The sequence below is a fragment of the Achromobacter pestifer genome (assembly GCF_013267355.1).
Classification (GTDB): domain Bacteria; phylum Pseudomonadota; class Gammaproteobacteria; order Burkholderiales; family Burkholderiaceae_B; genus Achromobacter; species Achromobacter pestifer_A.
Genome location: NZ_CP053985.1, coordinates 4,474,815 through 4,497,823 on the forward strand (window position 1 = coordinate 4,474,815; position 23,009 = coordinate 4,497,823).

Sequence of the window (23,009 nt, forward strand, 5' to 3'; positions counted from 1 at the left end):
AGGCGACTGCCGCGGGCGCGAGCCTGGCGGGTACCTCGCAAGGGCTGGCGCTGTCGGTTGGCGTGGCCCTGGCCAGCAACAAGGCGCTGGGCGCAGTCGAGGCGGCGCTGTCGAACTCGGTGCTGAGCGCCGGCGCGGGCGCGCAGATGACGCGGGCGGCCATCACGGCCGTGGACACCACGACGCTGGAGGCCAAGGCCATCGGCGCATCGCTGGCGTTCGCGATGCAGGGCGGATCGCTGTCGGTGGGCGCCTCGGTGGCGCGCAACGTCGTTGCCATGAGCGTGCAGTCCTCCGTGACCGGGTCGACACTGAACGTGTCGGACGCCGTGATGGTGTCGGCCAAGGAAACGGCGACGCTGGACGGCGTGTCGGTCGCGGCATCCGTGGCCGCGGGTTTTGCGGGCGTGGCGGTGTCTGGCGCGGGAGCGGAGAGCACGCAGACGGTTGCCAACGACGTGGGCGGCTACATCAGCGGGTCCGCCGTCACGGCCGGCACCGGCGTGTCGGTCAAGGCGGACAACAGCTCCAGCATCAAGGCGGTTACCGGCGCGGTGTCGGTGAGCGCCACGGGCGCGGGCCTGGCGGCCAGCATAGGGGTGTCGATCGCCCGGAACACCTTCGGCGTCCATGCCGGCGACGGCGTGAACCGCGCCAACCGCGCGCTGGCCTATATTGAAAACAGCGCCATCTCCGTCAACCGCGGCAATGTGGACGTGCTGGCCACGTCCAGCGAAACGCTGACCAGCGTCAACTTCGCCGGCAGCGTGGCGGTGGCGGGCTTCGGCGGATCGGCCGCCGGGTCCGGGGTGCAGGTCAGCAACCGCTTTGCCACGGCCACCTCGGCCTATGTCGCGGGTTCGCAGGCCATTGCCGGCATCGCAGGCGGGGCCGGGTCCGTGAATGTACGTGCCCAGGACAGCAGCACCATTCTGAAGTCCGCCGCTTACGGCGTGGCCGTGGCGGCTTCGCTGCCCGTGCCGGGCAATTTTGGCTTGAACCTGGCCCTGGCGGTGACGCTGGTGGATAGCGTGGCGGCCAACGAAGTCAGCGCCTATATCGAAACCGCCAACGGCAAGAATGTTGGCGCGCAAGACGCCGTCTCCGTCGTGGCCGTCGAGAAGACCGACTTCAGGGGCCTGGACGCGGTCACCGCCTCGGTGGCGGTGGGCGGCGGCATCGCAGCCGCGGGCGCGGGGGTACGGGTGACCAACACCACCCGCAATAATGTCAGCGCGCGGATTACGGGCGCAGGCAAGGTGGGGGCGCTGGGCAAGGTCGAGATCAAGGCCGATACCCAGGTCCGCGCCGAAATCGACCTGACCCAGGTCAGCGTGGCGGTGGGCATGGTGGGCGCGGCGATCGGCGTGGGCATCGCCGAAAACATCGCGCGCGACGTGACCACGGCGGCCGTGGATGCAGCGACCGTCAGCGCGCCGCTGGTGGACATGAACGCGCTGGTCAGCGTGGACTTCGCCCAGACGCAGACGGCCGGCGTGGCCGCCACCACCGGCCTGGCCGTCAACGTGAACAAGGCGCTGGTGGACATCGCCACGACGACCCTGGCCGAAGCGCGCAACGGCGCGACGTTGCAGGGTCTGTCGGTCACCATGCCCGGCCTGGGCGAGACCCCGGGCATGGTCAATATCAATGCGCAGGGCACGTACTACGGCCGGGCCTATTCGAAGGCGATCACCGGCGGCGTGATCGGCGTGGGTGTGATGAGCGCCGAAACCCGCCTGGGCGGCTCGCTCAAGGCATCGGTGGACAATGCGACGTTGCAGGGCGCCATTATCGGCGTGACCGCGAAGGGAACCACCGAGCGCAACGGCGAGGCCGGCTTGCTGGCCGAGGCCCGTTCGCTGGAAGTGGGCGGCGTGACGGTATCGATAGACAGCGCTACGCTCACGACCACGCTGGACACGCGCGTGCAGATCGGCAACAACGCCCGCATTGACGGCACCCTGCTGAGCATCACGGCGGACCAGGTGCAGTCCGTGGACGTCAAAATGGACGCCGGCACGATCGCGCTGGTGGCTGGACGGCAAGGCAAGGTCGACGTCGACCTGGGCGGCAAGGCCGCCATCGACATCGGCGGCGGCGCGCACGTGATCGGCAACAAGCTGGACATCCGCAGCAACAACACCGTGCGCGGCACGTCCACCCTGAGCGGCTATTCGGTCAGGGTGGCGGGCGCCGACATCAGCAAGCACACGGTGACGATCAAGCCCGAGTCGAGCATCACCGTCAGTGGCGCGCGGCAGGCCAATAGCACCATCGATACGGCGGGCATGACCGTCGTGCAGGCGCGGGGCAATTTTGATACGCCGGGCATGCTGGACCTGGTGGCGACCAACGACATCATCTACACCCAGCGCAACAAGATCACCGGCGTGGCGGGCGTGTCCGTGACGCTGTCGACCAACAAGCTCAGTACCGACGGCGCGCTGGCCCAGGTCAAGGTGAACGGCGCGTTCCTGCGCAATGCCTTCGGCGACGTGGTCATGGCCGCCAACACGCGCGGCGTGACGACCACCATCAGCGATCTGCTGGTGGTGTCCGTGTCCAGCTTCAGCAAGTCGGACAGCAACAACAATCTGACGGTGCGCAACGCCATCCAGATCGACAACGCCTCGATCGAAGGCGACAACATCCTGGCGCTGGCGGGCAACGGCAAGGCGACCGATCCCTTGTCGACCGGCTATCTGCTGGCCAACGACAACGTATCGTTCACGCTGGTGGGCATCGCCCAGGTGCCGGCGGTGGACAGCGGCGCCAAGGCGCGCCAGATCAACACCGTGCTGATCGACGGGGTGGCGGCCAACGGTTCGTTGCTCAAGGCCCAGCGCAACGTGCGGCTGGAGACCAATCCCTCGACGCTGGACCAGGCGCGCGTGAACGGTTCGGTGCAGGTGATCGGCCTGAACCTGAATCCCACGGTCAAACTGGCCGACGGCGTGGTGGACACCACGTCCAGCAGGGTGGCGACGGGCGCGGCCACGCGCATCATCGCGGGCGTGAACAATGCGGCCAACCTGTTCGTCATTCCGGCGGAACTGCTGGAGCAACTGGGCTACACCAGCGCCACGTTGCCCGCCGCGGGCGCACCGCTGCGGTTCGACTCGAATTCGCCCGCGGTCAGGGCGATCCTGGAGAAACTGTTGGGCGCGGGCAAGACCAGCCTGGACGGAGCGCCGGGCACGGTCAACATCGACGTGCGCTATGAGCTGACGGCATTCAGCGCCAGCGACATCAAGGTCAACGTCACGGCCGGGATGATCATCGAGCACAACGGCAGCTACTACCGGTACAACAGCCCGAACAGCCGCGACCTGGACTTGGCGGCGGAAGACTACGTCAATAACAGCTATTGGATGCGGCTGAGCAATCCGACGCAAGCGCAGAAGGAAGATGCCCTGACATCGGGCTTCGGGGCGTTTGCCGCCGGCAATGTCGGCAGGCTGTATTTCGTGTTGAAGACGGTGGATATCGCCCAGCCCACGCTGCGCTACGCCAGCCAGCAGAACGTCATCAGCGAGCAGATCCGCACGCTGACGCGGATGCAGGCCGAGCATGCCTCGAATCCGCAGGCCGTGGCGCGCTATCAGGCCAATATCGCCGCTTTGCAGCAGCAGCTGCAAAGCATCCAGATGGGCGTGAAGCTGCAGAACGGTCAGATCCGCTACCTGGATTCGTTCAGCACCTTCTTCATCGACATGCCGGACATGTATGCGTCCGGCGGTTCGGTCTATGTCAACGCGACCGATACCGGCGGCGTGTACCGCTCGGGCATCGACGCCCGCGCCAACACCCAGATCAATATCGTCAACGATTCGCCGATGCTGATGAACGTCAGGGACGCGGTCGTGCTGGACGGCACCATCATCCGCCCGGGTTCCGACGGCCAGCTCAAGGTCTTCAAGACCGGGCACCTGTACGTCAACGACGTGTCGGTGAAGGGCGCGTCGGGCGCCGAGACGGCCGAGGTCAGCATCAGCCAGCTCAAGAACGGCTGGGCCGCGGACCCGTTCGGCGGGGCCCTGAACGACCCGGCGGATCCGACCAACAGCGTGGCGAAGATGATTGCGAACGCGCCGGTCGACCTGAGCCTGATGGGCGCGGTGGTCAACCCGCTGGGCAAGGTGTCGGTGATCAACGCGCTGGGCAGCATCAACGTGTCGGGCACCATCCAGGCGCTCAGCCTGGACATCGTGGCCAAGGGCAACTTCAGCCTGCAAAGCGAGGGCTGGTACAACTCGGGCGCCGATCCCACGTTCCTGAACGACAAGTGGCAGAACGTCATCAATGCGCTGAAGAACAACGGCGCGAGTACTGGCATCGACGACACGATGCAGAATGTGTTGTTGAAATGGGGCTACACCAAGCTCGATCCTTTCTCGAAGTACCTGAACGACAACTCGGCGGCGCGGGATTCGCGCATTTTCGCCCTGGGCGCCATCAGCATTTCGGCCTTGACGCTGAACATCGACGGCAAGATCCAGAGCGGCGTCACGGATGCCTACATCAAGATCGACAGCTCTTTCCGCGGCGATCAGGACAAGGCCTTGCAGGACGGCAATGGCTACGCCATCAATGGCGTATCGTTCAGCGCGGACGGCTCCCTGAACCGCTATGGCGCCATCACGGGCCGCTTCGATTACGCCACGCAGACCATCATCCTGGACCCGATCAGGCTGGCGGGCGGCAGCATTTCACTGACCGGACAGATCGTGTCGGTGGGCAACGGCAACCTGGTCGTGGCCAACGGCTACGCCTCGGTCCATATCGATAACCAGACCACCTATGCGCTGGTGACGCACGACATCGACGTCAGCACCTACCGCCGTGGCCGCATCGAAATCATCGATACATCGCGCGGACAGAAGGATCTGTACGAGCTGCAAGGCTTGAACAATGTCGTGCATACAGTCTGGAACAAGTTCGTGCAGGTCACGCCCGATCCGGCGGATCCCCTGGCGCTGAGCTGGATCTGGGTCTACGAGAACGGCGCCGGCCAGCGCAGTGCGGCGGGGTTGCAGAACTCCGCCGGCACGCTGCAGGACGGCCGGACGTTGACCTTGTCATACAAGCCGCAGACCGGCCAGATGATGGTCTGGGTCATGGGCTGGACGTCGGGAGAGACCACCACCACGGTCTACACCACCAAGCGCTTCAATCTGTTCGGGGATTGGGACCCGCTGGGCTGGCTGACGGACAACGACACGACCAAGTCCGGCCCGGTGACGGTCTACGAGACGCCGCGCCCGGTGCTGGTGTCCACTGTTCTTGCCTACGATGGCATCAATTCGGTGCCGGACGCGCTCAAGCAGCAGTTGCAGGCCAGCGGCAAGCTGAACGAAGCGCTGCTGCCGTCCACGATCGAAGGCAGCGGCACGCAGAGCCTGGTCGAGGACGCCAACGGCGACATCGTCGGCCCCGACGGCAAGCACTACCGCCTGGAATCGTCGGGCGGAACGGCGCTGGACACATCCGCGTTCAGCGTGGCCTACCGCAAGTTCAACACCGGCGTGATCGTGCGCAACGACGGCCCGCACACCAGCGGCGGCGGCTGGCTGCGCACCAAGACCACCACGCTCACGCAAGTGGTCGAAAAGAAGCAGCAGGAACTGTTCACCTTCTATGTGCCGGCGTCGCAGGAGATCACGCTGAGCTTCCTGGGTTCCAGCAACAGCGACAACGCCATCTACATCCGCAGCAACGGCAACGTAACGCTGGCCGGCAATCTGATCGTCGGCAACGGCAAGACGGTGCATATCGAGGCCGTGTCGGCTTCCAAGCCGACCTCCATCACGATGCAGGGCGAAGTCGGCATCATGGCGCGCGAGGCCAACGGCCAGATGCCGTCGGGCGCATCCGCCGTGGTCAACGTCGACGCCATCGCGCTGGGCGGCGCGATCAACCTGAACATCATGGGATCGAACGGCTATACCCGGGCCGAAGCGCGCAACGACATCCGCCTGAACTACTTCTCGGACGGCGGCGCCAGTTCCTGGGCCTCGCTGAAGAAGGTCGCCTCGTCGGCGGGCACGGTCTACATCGAAGCGCTCAACGGCATCTTCAGCCACGCGTCCGCCGGCAACGATACGGTGGTCTCGGGCAACCGGATCGAGCTGAACGCCGGTTATGGCGCCATCGGCACGGCGTCCAAGTCCTTGGTCATCCATGCGCGCCAGGGCTTCGCGGCCCAGGCGGGCCTGGCGGGCGGCCCCGCTGGCGCCGACAAGAGCATCTATCTGGCGCAGAACGTCCTGAACGCCGACCTCACGCTGGTCAAACCGGTGAACTGGAGCAACCCGCAGGCAGCCGTGTATGCGGAACTGGGCGGCGTGCACATCAGCCTGAACGGCGGCTCGCTGCTGGACGGCGAACTGGCCGACACGCGGACCGCGACGGAAAAAGCCTACCCCACGGTCACGGCCAAGATCCTGGCCGAACTGCGCGCGCAGCTGGCGCAGTACGACAGTTACTGGTCCGGCGTGCGTTCGCTGCAGACCGCCAGCGTGACGCTGGGCGGCGCGGGTACCTACCTGAGCACGCAGGCTGAAGGCGGCCAGTACCTGGCGATCAGCATGACGGCCGCCGAGTATGCCGCGGTCTTGCAGGCGGCCGTCGACGGTCATCGCCTGGTGCGCCTGGCGTACAACAACAGCCTGAACGGCAACGCCCGCACCGAAATTCTGGGGTATCTGGGACTGGTGGCGGGCAGCGGCGCAAATGGCGTCTATCAGTTCAGCTTCACGCCGTATGATCCGTCCAACCCGGGCGCGGGCGCGGTGTCGCTGGCCTCGCTGGGCTATACCGCCGGCAGCCAGGGCGTGCTGTACGGACCGTCGTACGCGCTTGCGGGCGCGGCGGAGCAGTCCAACGCCAATCTGCCAATCTCCTTTACTTTGCCTACGGGCGCCCTGACCACGCAGCAGGGCTCCGACACGCTGCGCCTGCAGCTCACCGCCGATCAGATGACGAAGTTCGCCGCGAAGGCGGATCCAGCTATCGTCGATTACGCCCAGCGCGTGCTGGCGGGAATGCGCGGCTACACCACCATACTGGTGGGCGGGCAGGTGCTGGCGATCGACCAGATCTTGCCCACGGGATCGTGGTGGGGATCGAACAGCTTCGATACCGTCCTCATCCGGCTCAAGTCGCCGTATGTGGGCGATCTGACCATTGCCGATCCCAACGGTCACCGCGAACTGAACATCGTGCTGAGCAATGGCGCCGATACGGTCGGGGCCGGCAGCTACACCGGCACCACCGACACGGTGCGGCCAGTGGTGCCGGCCACGGGGGCCAGCGGCATGCCGCAGGCGGGGGACCAGGACATCACGTCGGCCATCGTCAACGCGATCCTGCAGCACAACCTGGCGAACCCGAACGACCAGATCGGCACGGGCGCAGGTTCGCTGTACGCCAACCTGACTGCCACCGCGCCGAACAGCGCATGGTCCGTCATCGAACGCTCGGTCGTTTCCAATCAGCTGCTGCTTTCCGGCACACAGCTGGGCTGGAGCATGCCAGGCAACGTCTCCTCGGTGCAGGCCTACAACCAGTGGATGAACAATGCCGGCAACGGGTTGATCGGCAGCGAGATCACCTTCACGATAGACGGCGTGAACTACACCCGCCGCATCGAGTCCCTGAGCCTGGTCCAGGCGGACGGTTCGCCCGCCAATGGCCTGTACAACTCGCAGAACCACGTGTCCGTGACCTTCTCCGGCGCGGCGGTGGAGACGAAGAACTACTACATCCGCAACGGTCTGGGCACGGTGGTCTCGACTCGCCTGCCGACGGAACTGGTGTACGGTTTGACCGGTCTGGGCATGGGTACGAGTTCGGGCGCGGCCTCGCTGGCCGTGGCCTACACGGTGCAGCGCGGCTTCGGCGCCTCGGCGCTCAAGCAGGGCGTGCTGACCTCGGACACGCCGACATCCTACTGGGGCTGGTACGGCAGCAACCTGTTGCCCTTCCACTCCTATACGGAAAAGTCGGGCACTGGCGCGGGCTACGCCGAATACGTGGACATGGGCAACAGCTTCAGCTGGGATCTGACCAGCGCGGGCTTGAGCGACAGCGCACGCACGCAGCTGGCCAACAGCATCAAGGCGCTGCTGCAGAGCGGGCAGTCGATCTCGCTGGCGGGCCTGGAGCTGTACATGACGAACCAGAATGGCGCCTTGCAGGGCCACGAGCTGGGCGTCTACGACAACGGCACGCTGCACATCCTGACCGTCGTCGACGCCAACGGCAATCCGCTGACGTCCTCCAGCTCCGATAGCGACTGGCTGACCGGCCGCATCACCTTCAGCGGCAAGGTCTACGCACAGAAGTCGCAGTTGATGGACCTGGACGTATACAAGAACACCAACGTCCACGACCCGGCCTCGACCGGCGCCTATACGCCGACCCTGCAGGGCAAGACCGTCAACGCGGGCATCCGCCTGGTCGATTCGGGCTTCGCACAGCAGTCCTTGACGCAGTTCGGCGTGGCCACGCTGACGCTGCCGGGCACGGACCGCCTGGTGCAGGGCCAACGCGTCGAACTGAGCTTCGCGAATTCGACGCAGATCGCCATCTTCTACGTGCAGAGCGTGAACGGGCGCGTGGTGACCCTGTCCGACAGCGTGGACGGCGCCTTCAACGGCGGCGACCCCGTCACGCTGGGCAAGATCCTGGCCCTGGCGGGCAACTCCCCGGGAGCGGTCACCGTCAGGCTGCTGGACGCCGCTGCCAGCGGCGCTTCGGTGCAGGCCGACAACGTCATCACGCTGACCGACATGAACATCGTGCCGGTCACGGATGCCAACGGCCAGGTGACGGGCTACCGCGGCTTGCAGGACTTCGACCGGGTGTACCTGAATGACGTGCGCCTGCAGACGGGCAAGGTGTCGAGCCTGCAGACCAACGTGGCCTATTACGTGCTGGTGGGCGCCAACAACACGATCCAGCTGTTCGCCTCCAAGGAACAGGCGGTGCTGTACCAGCAGATCCAGGCGCTGAACCAGACGGCGGAAGGGCGGGCGCTGGCCAAGGCGCTGTTCACGGATGCCGGCATCACCGGCGAATTGCTGCGCGGCTTCGCGGCGGCGGACGTGCGCGGGATGTTCACCGTCTCCACGCATCTGTTCCAGACGCAGGCGGCGGGTTCCACCGAAGGCCTGAGCGCCCAGCTGCAAGCGCTGCATGAACAGTTGCGCAATCAGGGCTTCGATCCCAACTACCTGCCTGCCGCGCTGGATATCGCCGCGGCCAAGGACCTGGTCAAGTCGACGCGCAATCAGGTCGTCTACGACTATGTGGTCGACAAGGAACTGGCGCAGACGGCCGAGTACCACAACTACTGGCGCGATCGGCTGGAATCCACCGTTGGAACGGCAGTCTCCGGACTGATAGCCGTGGCCGATGGCAGTTTCAAGCTGGCCAACATGAACATCGTCGATGACGGCACCGGGCAATTGCGTGCCTTGCGCACGGGCGACGAGATCTACTTCCGGCACTCCGTGGGCGACGTGCGGGCGGACACGGCCTACTACGCCATCGTTGGCGCGGACGGCACGATCCGGCTGGCGGCATCGTTGGCCGACGCCATGCTCTACCAGACTGGCGCGGGGCAGAACGACGGCCTGCTGGCCCTGTACCCGAACATGGGCCAGGCCATCACGCTGGCGTTCGACGCGTCCAGCCTGAACGGGGCGGGGGTGGAGGCGTACACGCGCGTCTACTCGATGCGTGCCGACGCGCCCGCGCAAACCGCGCAGGAGATTGCCCTGTACGGCCAGACGTATGACGCGGGCCATTTCTTCTATTTCTCGACGGCAACGCTGCGCAATATCGAGAACAACCTGTTGTATCCGGTGTCGGCGGCCATTAACGAACAGGTCTTCGATTTGGAGGGTAGCGGCGAGGGCGCGCCACCGGCCGATCGTTTCCTGAATGTGAAGGCGGGCGCGGACATCGTGCTGCGCACCTCGGGCCAGGGCTCGATCGGCGCCGAACTCGGCGACTACACCTTGCAGCTGCCCAGCTTGGGCGGGCTGTCGGAAGCCGACCGCGCCAACGTATTCGACTCGTTGCCGGAGGCCGACAAGGCCATCTTGTCGCGCGCCAATGCGGTCAATCTGGCGGGCGTCTACCACACGCTTTACCGCTACATCGGCCCGGCCGGCACCATGCCGCTGGACCGCGCCAGCGTCGATTTCTCCGACACGTCGCTGTGGCAGCGCTTTGAACCGCTGTTCTCCAACGATGCGTCGCTGATGCTGGGCAGGACGCTGGCGGCCAATGGCGCCGTCCAGTTCCTGTTTGCGGACCGTTTCGACCTGTACCAGAACAGCCGCGACGTCTTCATCTACAACAGCAAGATGCTGGAAGGCGCAACGGCCGGCCAGCGCAGCCAGCTGCAGGCCAATATCGATGCCGCGCGCGCCAACGGCGTGCAGGTGGTGGACATCGGCAGCGGTTTCCTGGATCCGGTCTGGAGCCAGATCAGCGTGCCGTACATGGCCCAGGACGGCGCCAGCCCGCAGGCGCTGAGCGCCGGCATGCTGGTGGGCGATATGCGTGACCCGCGCTATCTGACGCTGAAGCTGACGCGCTCGCTCGCGGTGCAGGCCGTCAATGGCGTGGTCTCCGCGTACAGTGACACCACGGTGGGCCTGGACTCGCCGCAGGGCAGCATCCGCCTGGGCGACATCCATGCCAAGGAAGGCATCACCATCACGGTCAGCGCGCAGGGCGGCTCCGTTATCGGCACGGACGCCGGCACGCTGGAGAGCGCCGGGCAGGTCAGCCTGGTGGCCGACAAGGACGTCGTGGGCAGCACGCGCGACGCCAACGGCATCTATCAATACGATGGCGAAAAGCATCTGCAGCTGAATCTGGGCGCCGGCCATTCCCTGTACGTGGAAGCGGGCGGCGTGGCGCGCGTGTCGCAGCTGGGCGGGCAGGACCTGAACCTGGTCCTGGCACACACCAAGGGCACGGCGGCAGGAGGCTCGTCCTACCAGGCGGATGCCAATCTGCTGGTCGGTCAGGTGGTGTCGGCCGGCAGCGTGACGTTGCAGGCGGGGCAATCGATCCTGAACGCCACGGCCGCAGGGCAGCGGCAGTATGCGAACGTGGTGCTGTCGGATCTGAGCGCGGCGGAGCTCGCCGCATTGGGCTACGCGCGGGAGGTGGTCCTGATCGCCGGCAAGTCCGTGGGCCAGTTGGGCGCGGACCTGTCGCAGCAGGGCACGCCGCTGTTGATCAGCATCTCGCAGGGCGACGCGCAGGCGGTGGTGCGCGCCTCGGCGGCGCAAGGCGTCAATCTGTACGGCATGCACAGCCTGCGCCTGGGCGGCATCGATGTGGTCGATGCCAACGGGGTTCGCGGGGATGCGCGCATCTACGCGCTGGATTCGATCCTGAACGGCACGCCGTCCGGCCAGGCCGCCATCACGGCGCGCAATGTGTGGTTGGAAACCCTGTCGGGCACGATAGGCGAGCTGGGCTCGCCGCTGCTGACGGACATGTCCGGCTATCTGGTGGCGTCGGCGCAGGGCTCGATATCGCTCAGCCAGTTGGGCGTCCATGACCTGACGCTGTCGCGGGTGGAGTCGCGCGCACGCGATGAGGTGCATCTGGCCAGCCAGGCCAGCATCGTCAACGACAAGACGGCGCATCCGGGAGTTTCCAGCAGCCGGACGGGCGCGGTCGTGACGGGCGGCAGCCTGTACTTCAGGGCGGGCGGCTCGGTGGGTGGCTACGCGCAATCCGACACCGCTGGCGCGCAGGTCAACGATGCGCTGATCGTGGCGGCGGTGGGGCCGCAGGCCACGATCAACGCCCTGGCGGGCGGCGATGTGGCGCTGGTGCAAGTGGGCGCGGCCGATGACGCGCAAGGCGTGTCGCAGGCGCTGTCCATGAACGTCGGCCGCATCGAGGCGAACAACGCATGGCTGGTGGCGCGCCACGAAGCCGGCCAGGCCACGGCGTCGGGCGACATCGTCCTGGCGGCGGATTCCGTGATCAGCGCCGTGGGCGTGCTCAGTCTGCTGGCGGGCAACAATCTGTCGGCGGCGGGCCGCGGCGGCTTGCTGCCGGGCGCGTTGATTCAGGCGGGACTACGCATGAACCTGAGGGTGGATCGCGACGACCGCGGCATGGCCGGCTACGGCAAGGCCGCGGTGGCGGACATCAATGGCCGTTTGCTGGCGCCGCAGGTCCATGTCTACGGCAGCCAGACCGGCGATAACACCATCATATTCGGCACCACCGCCGAGATCGGCGGCGGCGTGGATGGAAATGGGGCCTTGACCCAAGGCGTCTTGCTGGACGTGACCGGCGGTTCGGGCCGGGATCGCGTGATGCTGCGGGCGCAGTTGATCGATCAGCAAGAGACCGTTGTGCGCACCCTGGACGGCGACGATACGGTGGTGTTCGATACCGCCGAGCTGCGCGGCAATGCCCTGGTGCAGACCGGGCAGGGCGATGATGCCGTGTCCTTGCTGAACACGCGCATTGCCGGCTCGCTGACGGTACAGGCCGGAGAAGGCGACAATGCAGTGCTGCTGGATGCGACTGCCGTGGGCGGCGATACCCTGGTCGTTTCCGGGGCGGGCGTCGACCAGGTCATCTTGCGGGATAGCGGCCTGGCCGGCGCGTTGACGGTGGATGTGGGCAATGGCGGCAACGTTGTTCTGCTGGACACCGCGACCGTGGGCGGCAATACCGTCATCACGACCGGTACCGGCGTCGACCAGATCACCTTGCGGGATAGCGGCCTGACGGGAGCGCTGACGGTGGGCGCGGGCGATGGTGACAACGCCGTTTTGCTGAACACGGTGACCGTAGGCGGCAATACCGTCATCACGACCGGTTCCGGCGTTGATCAGATCACGCTGCGGAATAGCGGCCTGGCGGGGGCGCTGACGGTGGGCGCGGGCGATGGCGATAACATCGTTCTGCTGGACACCGTGGCCGTAGGCGGTAATACCACCATCAAGACCGGTGCCGGCGCTGACCAGATCGCGTTGCTGGCTAGCGGCCTGACCGGCATGCTGACGGTGGATGCGGGCAATGGCGACAACGCGGTGCTGCTGGACACTTTGACCGTGGGCGGCGACACCCTGATCACGACCGGCTCTGGCGTCGACCAGATCACCCTGCTGGCTAGCGGCCTGGTCGGCGCACTGACGGTGGACGCAGGCAATGGTGACAGCATCGTTCTACTGGACACCGCGACGGTAGGCGGCAATACCGTCATCACGACCGGCGCCGGCGTCGACCAGATCAGGCTACGGGCTAGCGGCCTGACGGGCGCACTGACGGTGGACGCGGGCGATGGAAATAACACCGTTCTGCTGGACACCGTGGCCGTGGGCGGCAATACCGTCATCACGACCGGTTCTGGCGTCGACCAGATCACGCTGCGGGCTAGCGGCCTGGCCGGCGCATTGACGGTGGATGCGGGCAATGGCGGCAACGTTGTTCTACTGGACACCGCGACCGTAGGCGGCAATACCGTCATCACGACCGGTGCTGGCGTCGACCAGATCACCTTGCGGGATAGCGGCCTGACGGGAGCGCTGACGGTTGGTGCGGGCGATGGTGACAACGCAGTTTTGCTGAACACTGTGACCGTGGGCGGCAATACCGTCATCACGACCGGCTCCGGCGTCGACCAGATCACGCTGCTGGATAGTGGCCTGACGGGTGCGCTGAAGGTGGGCGTGGGCGATGGTGACAACGCCGTTCTGCTGAACACGGTGACAGTCGGAGGCAATACGCTGATCACGACCGGCTCTGGCGCCGATCGGATCACTTTGCTTGATAGCGGCCTGTCCGGCGCACTGACGGTGGATGCAGGTGATGGCGGCAACGCCATTCTGCTGAACACGGTGACAGTCGCAGGCAATACGCTGATCACGACCGGCTCTGGCGCCGATCGGATCACTTTGCTTGATAGCGGCCTGGTTGGCGCACTGACGGTGGATGCGGGCGATGGCGGCAACGCCGTTCTGCTGAACACGGTGACAGTCGGAGGCAATACGCTGATCACGACCGGCTCTGGCGCCGATCGGATCACTTTGCTTGATAGCGGCCTGGTTGGCGCACTGACGGTGGATGCAGGCGATGGCGACAACGCCGTTCTGCTGGACACGGTGACAGTCGGAGGCAATACGCTGATCACGACCGGTTCCGACGTAGACCAGATCACGCTGCGCGATTCCGGCCTGACGGGGGCGCTGACGGTGGGCGCGGGCGATGGCGGCAACACCGTGCTGCTGCACACCGTGACCGTAGGCGGCAATACCATCATCACGACCGGCTCTGGCGTCGATCAGATCACCCTGCGGGATAGCGGCTTGACCGGTGCTCTTACCATGGATGCGGGCGAGGGCGACAACGCCATTCTGCTGAACACGGTGACAGTCGCAGGCAATACGCTGATCACGACCGGCTCTGGCGTCGACCAGATCACCTTGTTGGCTAGCGGCCTGGCCGGCGCACTGACGGTGGATGCGGGCAATGGCAACAACGCCGTTTTGCTGCACACCGTGACCGTAGGCGGCAATACCGTCATTACGACCGGCTCTGACGTCGATCAGATCACCCTGCAGAATAGCGGCTTGACCGGCGCTCTTACCATGGATGCGGGCGGGGGCGACAACGCCATTCTGCTGAACATGGTGACAGTCGCAGGCAATACGCTGATCACGACCGGCTCTGGCGTCGATCAGATCACTTTGCTTGATACCGGCTTGGCCGGCGCACTGACGGTGGACGCGGGCGATGGCGGCAATGCTGTGCTGCTGGACACCGTGACCGTAGGCGGCAATACCGTCATCACGACGGGTTCCGGTGCGGACCTGCTTACCCTGTTGGAGTCCGACTTCCTGGGCCATCTGGCCGTGGATGCCGGCGCGGGCGATGACAAGGTCTGGATGTCCCGGATCCTGCTGGCCCGGGGCGCCGCCGTGCAAGGGGGAGAGGGCGATGATTACATCTACCTGTCGGCGCGCGCGCTGGCGGGCGGGATTTCGCTGCGTGGCAACGACGGCAACGATCTCATCGTGCTGGATCAACTGCCGTCGCTGACCAGCCTGCAAGGCGCTCCAGGCGTGACGGACCGGGTGGACGTGGACGCGGGCCGAGGGGCCGATCACATCGTCGTGAACCTGAACGCGGCGCTGACCTCCATCATCGTCAACGTTCACGATTCCGACGACAACGGCCGCGAGAACCTGGCCGACGTCAACAAGCTGACCATCAACGGCACGGCGCAGGACGAGAGCTTCCTGGTCCGCGCCAACTACGTTGCCAGGATCACGCCGCAAGGCGTCGGCTACGCCGATGCGGTGCAGCGCGTGAACTATGACCGCAGCATGACGGGCGGCCTGCGCCTGAATGCGGTGGATGGCGGCAACCGCTTCTATATCGACGATACCGGCACCCATGTGGTTATCGACGGCGGCCTGGGCAGCGACCCGGCCAAGCGCAACGAGTACCAGGTCGGGCAGCTGTACGCGCTGGACCGCCAGCTTCCGCAAGTGGCGGCCGGCGACCAGATCGACACGGTGCTGACGACGCAGGGCTATCTGTCGCGCGGCAACAGCTATGGCATGACGCTGTACGGGGCGGAGAACAGCAGCAATGTGTTCCGCATCTACAGCAATGCCGCGCCACTGGCCCTGCACGGCGGCAAGCGCGACGACGAGTTCATGGTGTACGCCTTCAAGGAGGCGCAAGCGCAGGCCAACGGCGAACGCGGCTATGTCATCAATGGCCCGGTGGCCATCGACGGCGGCGCGGGCCTGAACACCTACACCATGCTGGGTTCCGAGGACGCCGACGCCTTTGCGCTGACGCAGGAAGGCATACGCGGCGCGGGGCTGAACACCAGCTACCAGAACATCCAGCGCGTCAATCTGGATGCGCGCGAAGGCAATGACCACATCTATGTGCTGTCCACCCGCAGCAACGTCATCACGACCCTGATCGGCGGCAGTGGCAGCGATACCTTCGACCTGTCGGGAGATGTGGCGGGCAACACCATCGTCACGGGCCGCAGGGGTTCGCGCGATGTGTTCGATGGCGCGCAGCCGGTCAGCATCACGGCGCAGCCGGGCGAACTGAACGCCGATGGCGGCAATACCTTGTCGCTGTCGGTGAGCCTGGACGCCGGTGTGCTGCCACGCCCGGCATCCGGCCAGGCCTACGTGTCCCTGAGCAGCGCCATGGTGGCATCGGCGCTGTATGGATCGGTGTCGCAGGGCGCCGGCCTGTCTTCGTCGGATGCGCTGGCGGCGGCCATGCAGAGCCTGCAGGGCCGCGGCGTGCTGTTGTCGACCGACGGCGGACAGACCTGGCACCAGAGCGTGGTGCTGGCGTTCGACGCGAATGGCGCAGGCGCGCACGCCTGGGGCGCTGCGCAGCAGGTGTTGATCAAGGTCGAGGGCGGAGCCGGCGTCGGCCTGCCGCCGCTGAGCCTGGCCGGCCAGGACCTGCATCTGTCGGCGTCGCTCTTTACTACCTTGCCGGGGATGCAGGACGTGGCGCTGCCGCCGATCCTGGTGCGCGTGGCGGATCCGGCCTATGCCGGTGCGGCCAACGAGCCGGGCAAGGTCCGCAGTCCGCGCGCCACCGACCAGGCGGTCATCGCGGTGGATCCGGCCACGGGCGTCAGCTATGCCAACTATGGCGATCAGCCGCACGACGTATCGGGCATCCAGGGCAGCCTCTTGGTTGAAGGCGGCACCCTGGACCGTCCGGGCTACGACGGTGCGCTGCACGCGGGCGTGGGTTTGCCGGGCGAGTCGGACGGCGCGCTGGCCGCGCGCGATCAGGGGGCGGTTTCGACCGCGCCCGTCAATGACCGCATCCGGATCTTCGACGACGGCACCACGGCCGGCAAGGCCGGCATGCAGGACCAGGTGGACAACCTGAGCGGCCTGGGCCGGCTGTACGACAACGCGCAGGCGGCCGATTTCGGCCGCATCACCGGACTGGGCATGACGCCGGGCCAGGGCGGCGCGGGCGGCACGGTGTCGCTGTCCGGCCAGGCTGGCACTCACGTGTACGACCGCGGCGTCATCTTCCATGGCGTGCAGTCGGTCAACACCATGCTGGGCCAGGGCGATGACACCTACACGGTGCGCCACGCCACGGTCGGGACGGTGACGCTGGTGCAGGGCGGCGGCGGCAACAACCTGCTGGCGGCCGAAGGCGGCACGGTGGGCGGCGCCGACCGTCCTGTGCTGCTGTTCGGTTCGACCAGCCAGGACGACGCCTACTACACCGCGCAGCCCGGCCAGCGCCAGGCGGGCCAGGCGTTGAGCTTCGGCGCGGCCGGCAACAACGTGCTGGACGCGCGCACGACCACGCAGGGCGTCATCCTGTACGGCGCCGCGGGCAATGACCGCATTCTTGGCGGCCAGGGCAACGACCTGATCGCGGGCGGCGGCGGCAGCAACGTCATCGATGCGGGCCAGGGCAACAATATCGTGTTCGGCAATGCCGGCATGAATATCGACCTGGGCGCGCCGATGGACATGGGCGCGGCGGCGCGAGCGGATCTGCAATCGCTGGCGGCGCTGACCCTGGCGCTGACGCCGGAGCAAGCCGCGGGCCTGGCCGTGGGCGGTGCGGCGGACAGGCTGGCCGCCGGTGGCAACACGATTACGGCGGGCGACGGCAACAACATCGTGTTTGCCAACTTCGGCCGCATCGTGACGGTGGATCCGGTGAATTACCTGCGCGACCGCGGCGACTTCATCGACGCGGCGGCGCCGGGCGTCGGTGCGCGCTATCTGGCGGGCGCTGGGTTGCGGATGCTGGAGACGATCAATCTGCCGGCGGGCGGGTTGAACACCATCACGGTGGGCGCGGGCCGCAATGCCTTGTTTGGCGGCATGGGCGAGGATGTCATCCGCGCGGCGGGCGCAGGCGGCTTCAACCTGATCGCCGGCGATGGCGCCCGGGCGCTGTACACCGCCGGTGGCCGCATCGCTCTGTTCGAATCCTTGTACCCGTCGGCGGGCGGCGCGGACAGTCTGTACAACAATGGCGAGGGCGTGATGCTGGGCGGGATGGGAGCCGACCAGCTGGAAAGCGGCGCCGGCAACAACGTCATGCTGGGCGATAACGGCCGCGTGGCCTTCGTCAACGACCGCGTCAGCCTGATCGAAACCACCGATATCGCTTTTGGCGGCGACGACATTCTGTTGGCGGGGCCGGGCGGCAACTACCTGCTGGGCGGCCTGGGCGCGGACAAGTTCCGCGGCGACTTCTCCAAGGATGTGATGGTGGGCGACTTCGCGGCGATCTACATCGACCCGGCGAGCGGTCGCATCATCAACCTGATCCGCTTCGGCCAGGGCGGCAATACGCCTGACCTGATCACGCGGGCCATGGAGAACCTGTACTCCTGGAGCGGCAACTTCGGCGACTGGCCGCTGCCCGCGTCCGGCGCGCTTGCCGGCAGGGGGGCCACGGACGGCCACCCGAGCGCGGATGGGCATGCCTTGGCCGTCCGCGTCAGCCTGGGCCCGGCGCGACCCGACATCGTGATCGATCGCCACGACGGCGGGCTTTCCGACTATGCTTCGTCGGCCGCGCCGCATCAGGTGTCGATGCGCACGGATCAGACGGTGCAGGATGGCGGCCAAGGCCATGCCGGCGGCGCGCAGGCTGCATCGGCGGTTCCGGCGCCGCAGTCCGAACCGGCGGCCGACTCCGTGCCACTGGATGCCGCGCCGGCGGCTGAGGGCGCGGCGCAAGCCGTGCAGCCGGACGCCAGGGCGCACGCCCAGGTTCCGGTGTCCGACGCTTCCGCGGCCGAGCGGGCGGCGATGGCGGCCGGGGTGGGCTTGCTGGGCTTGAGCGGGGCTTTGGGCGCGGCGGGCAAGGGCACGGTCGTGTTCAATTCGAAGACCAATACGTGGGAACCCAAGGCGGCCCGCAAGCGCGGATTGAGCGTGCGGCGCCAGGAACCCGAGCTGACGGAGGTTGGAAGCGAGGATGAATGATGCAGTCGTGCCCGCGCAGGTGAAGCGCGCGGACCTGGCCTGGTGGTCGGCGCTGTCGGCCGCCAGCGACCGCCAGTCTTTCCTGGACGCCTGGCTGGCCTTGCAGGCCGGCCAGTTGGCGGGTGTGCGTCATGCGGCGCTGATCCTGGGCGAACCGGATGCCGGTCCGTTCGAAGTGGCCTCGCAATACCCGCCGGGAAGCCGCGCCGGCGCGGTGTTCTATGGCGCGGTCGACGAATCGCTGCAAGGACGGGAGGTCGTGGTGTCGGCCGACGCGACCGGGCTGGTGGTCGCCTATCCCATCGTGCTCGATGGACGCATCCATGGCGTGGCCGCATTCGAAACCGCCATGCAGGCGCCCGAACCGCTGGTGCAGGCTCTGCGCTGGGGCGCGGGCGTGCTGGAACTCTGGTTGTTGCAACGCCAGGATACCGACAGCGCGCAGACGGTCGAGCGGCTGATGGTGGTGATCAACAGCGTGGCGCGCGCGCTCAAGGAAGGGCAGTTCAAGGACGTGGCGCTGACGCTGGTCACGGATCTGGCGACCCGCCTGGAGTGCGATCGCGTCAGCATCGGCTTTCGCCAGGACGGACGCTCCAAGGTATATGCGCTGTCGCACAGCAGCCGGCTGGTGCAGAACATGAACCTGATGCGCGCCGTGGCCGAGGCCATGGACGAAGCCATCGACCAGAACACGACGCTGTGCCTGCCACAGGATGAAGCGCGCACCATCCAGCTGCGCGCGCATCAGAAGTTGGCGCGCGAGTTCGGCAACGGCAATGTGCTGACCGTGCCGTTCGCGCCCGAGGACGAGGCGCGCGGCGCACTCGTTTTCGAACGGCCGGACAAGCTGCCGTTCGACCGGCAGAGCGTGGAACTGTGCCAGAGCGTGGTGCTGCTGGCTGGCCGCGTGCTGTATCAGCGGCTGCGGCAGGAGCGCCCCTTCTGGCGCAAATGGCGCGATGGCACGCTGCGTGAAGCGGGCCGGTTGCTGGGGCCGCGCTACATCGGCCGGAAATTGGCCGCGGTGGCTCTGGTGGCCGCGGTGGCGCTGGGCGTGTTCGCGCACGGGCCGTACCGCATCAGCGCGACCGCCACGGTGCAGGGCGTGGTGCAGCGGGTGCTGGCGGCTCCTTTCGACGGCTACATCAGCGAGGCGACGCGCCGGGCCGGCGACGAGGTGAAGCAGGGCGATGCCCTGGCCGCTCTGGATACCCGCGAGACCGAACTCGAACTGCTGCGCGCCGGCAATCTGGAAGTGCAGTACCGCCGCCAGGCCGAAGAGGCCTCGGCGCGCGGCGATAGCGCGGCGGCCGCGATTGCGCAGGCGCAGGCGCGCCAGGCCATGGCGCAGATGCAGTTCCATCGCGAACAGATCCAGCGTTCGACCCTGCGCGCGCCGTTCGACGGCACGATAGTCAGCGGCGACCTGAGCCAGCAGCTGGGCGAAGCCGTCAAGCGCGGGCAGGAGCTGTTCAAGCTGTCGCCGCCGGACGGCTACCGGCTGTGGCTGGACGTGGAGGACCGGTTGATCGACGACGTGGCGGTGGGCCAGACGGGGCGGGTGGCGCTTGCAGCCATGCCCGACAGGCAAATCCCATTCACAGTTACGCGCATCGTGCCGCTGGCCCAGGTGCAGGAGGGCAAGACGGTGTTTCGGCTGGAGGCCAGCCTGGATGAGAAGGCGGCGCCCACGCTGCGGCCGGGCATGGAAGGCGTGGGCCGCATCGATATCGACGAGCGCCGCTACGTCTGGATCTGGACGCACGGATTTTTCGATTGGCTCCGCCTGAAATGGTGGGCCTGGTTCGGCTGAAGAGCAGAAGATGTCTGGTACCGCGCTCTATAGCAATTCCTGGCACCGGGTCAGCGCGCTGCGCCCGCGGCTGCGCTCGCACATCCACATCCACCGCCACGTGTACCGCGAGCAGGTCTGGTATGTGATGCAGGACCAGAGCAATGGCGAATTCCATCGCTATACGCCCGAGGCCAATCTGATGATCAGCCTGATGGACGGCCGCCGCACGGTGCAGGAGATCTGGGAGATCGCCTGCGGCCAGTTGGACGGCGACGCCATGCCGCAGGACGAGGTCATCCGCCTGATGGCCCAGCTGCACCGGGCCGATGTGCTGACCACCGACCGCGCGCCGGACGTGCGCGACCTGGTCGAGCGACGCAAGCGCCAGCGCATGCAGAAGATCAAGCAGTACATCGGCAACCCCAGCGCGCTGAAGATGCCGCTGCTGGATCCGGACCGCTGGCTGACGCGGGCGCTGCCGTATTACCGCTGGCTGTTCACCTGGCTGGGCGCCTTGCTCTGGCTGGGCGTGGTCGGCGCGGGCGCGGCGCTGGGCGCCATGCATTGGCAGACCCTGACGCACAACATCTGGGACCAAGTGTTCTCCACGGGCAACGTGCTGGCGATGGCGCTGGTTTATCCGGTGGTGAAGGCCATCCATGAACTCGGCCACGCCTGCGCGGTGAAGGCGCGCGGGGGCGAGGTGCACGAGATAGGCCTGATGTTCCTGCTGCTGGTGCCCATCCCCTACGTGGACGCCTCGGCGGCGTCGGCCTTCGCCGACAAGCGCTGGCGCATGCTGGCGGGCGGCGCCGGCATCCTGGTCGAGTTGTTCCTGGCGGCCGTGGCGATGATAGTCTGGACCCAGCTGGACCCCGGGCTGGGACGTTCGCTGGCCTATACCGTCATCGTCCTGTGCGGCGTTTCCACGCTGTTCATGAACGGCAATCCGCTGCTGCGCTATGACGGCTACTACGTGCTGTCCGACGCCATCGAGATTCCCAATCTGGGCCAGCGGGCCAACGGCTATCTGGGCTATCTGTTCAAGCGCTATGCGCTGGGCCTGCGCGGGGTGGAAGCGCCGCGCGCCACGCCGGGAGAACGCGCCTGGTTCGCGGGCTATGCGGTGCTGTCTTTCTGCTATCGCATGTTCATCATGTTCCTCGCCATCTTCATCATGGCCGGGCAGTTTTTCTTCTTCGGCGTGCTGCTGGCCATGTGGGCGCTGTTCAACACCATCGTCATGCCGCTGTGGCGCCTGGGCCGGCAGTTCTATGCCGACCCGCAGATCCAGGCGCACCGCTTGCGCTCCTACCTGATCTGCGGGCTGTGCGTGCTGGGCGCGGCAGGCCTGGTGGGCGCGGTGCCGCTGCCCTCGTCCACCGACACGGAGGGCGTGGTCTGGGTGCCGCCTTCCGCCCAGGTCAGGGCGCCGGTGGCCGGCTTCGTGCGCGCGCGGCAAGCGGCCGACGATGCGCCGGTGGGGCAGGGAGCGCCCCTGCTGACGCTGGAAAACGACGAGCTGATCCGCCGCGACGCCATGCTGGCCGCCCAGGTCGACGAGTACCAGGCGCGTTATGTGCAGGCCTACGCGCAGAACCAGGTGCAGGCGGCCATCATGCGCCACCAATGGACCAGCCTGCAGACCGAGAGACGGGCGATCCAGGAACAGGTCCAGGCGCAGCAGGTGCGCAGCCCGCACGCGGGGCGCTATGTGCCGGCACAGCCCGAGGACATGACGGGCCGCTACGTGCAGCGCGGCGAATTGCTGGGCTATGTGCTGACCGACGCCGAAGCCGTGCGCGTGGTGGTGCCGCAATCCAGCCTGGAGCGCATCCATCGATCGCTCAGGAACGTGCGCGTGCGGCTGGTGCAGGACAGCGGCGAGGAATTTCCGGCCACGATCGCGCGCGAGGTGCCGGCCGCCACCGATGAACTGCCCAGCCTGGCGCTCAGCCTGCAGGGCGGGGGCAGCATAGGGGTAGACCCGCGCAAGTCCCAGGAAGGGCGCGCCAAGTCCGCCGAGAACCTGTTCGTGATGGACTTGGCGCTGCCCGAGGACGCGCCGCGCGCCTACCTGGGCGCCAGGGTCTACGTGAAGTTCTCGCACGAGCCCCGGCCGCTGGCGTTGCAAGCCTACGACGCGGTGCGGCAGATGGTGCTGCGCCAGTTCCGCCTCTGAT

The 23,009-nt window shown here is 66.8% G+C and carries 3 protein-coding genes (1 of these 3 only partly in view); all 3 read left to right on the forward strand.

What is annotated here, in order from left to right; translation table 11 throughout:
• Tightly spaced (at most 10 nt apart), the 3 genes in view from FOC84_RS21355 to FOC84_RS21365 form a layout consistent with a single transcriptional unit that may run on beyond the window.
• On the forward strand, positions 1 to 19,028 hold the 3' portion of the coding sequence (locus tag FOC84_RS21355; protein WP_173146192.1) for a DUF4347 domain-containing protein. Its footprint begins 14,449 nt before the window's first position; the window shows 19,028 of its 33,477 coding nt (coding positions 14,450-33,477); its start codon lies off the left edge, out of view; the stop codon is at positions 19,026 to 19,028.
• On the forward strand, positions 19,021 to 20,844 hold the full coding sequence (locus FOC84_RS21360; protein ID WP_173146193.1) for an efflux RND transporter periplasmic adaptor subunit: 1,824 nt from the start codon (positions 19,021 to 19,023) through the stop codon (positions 20,842 to 20,844). Before FOC84_RS21355 ends, FOC84_RS21360 begins: the two co-directional genes overlap by 8 nt.
• 10 nt (positions 20,845 to 20,854) lie before the next feature.
• Entirely contained in the window at positions 20,855 to 23,008 is a 2,154-nt protein-coding gene (locus tag FOC84_RS21365) for an efflux RND transporter periplasmic adaptor subunit (protein ID WP_173146194.1), read from the forward strand.
• Position 23,009 lies beyond the last annotated feature (1 nt).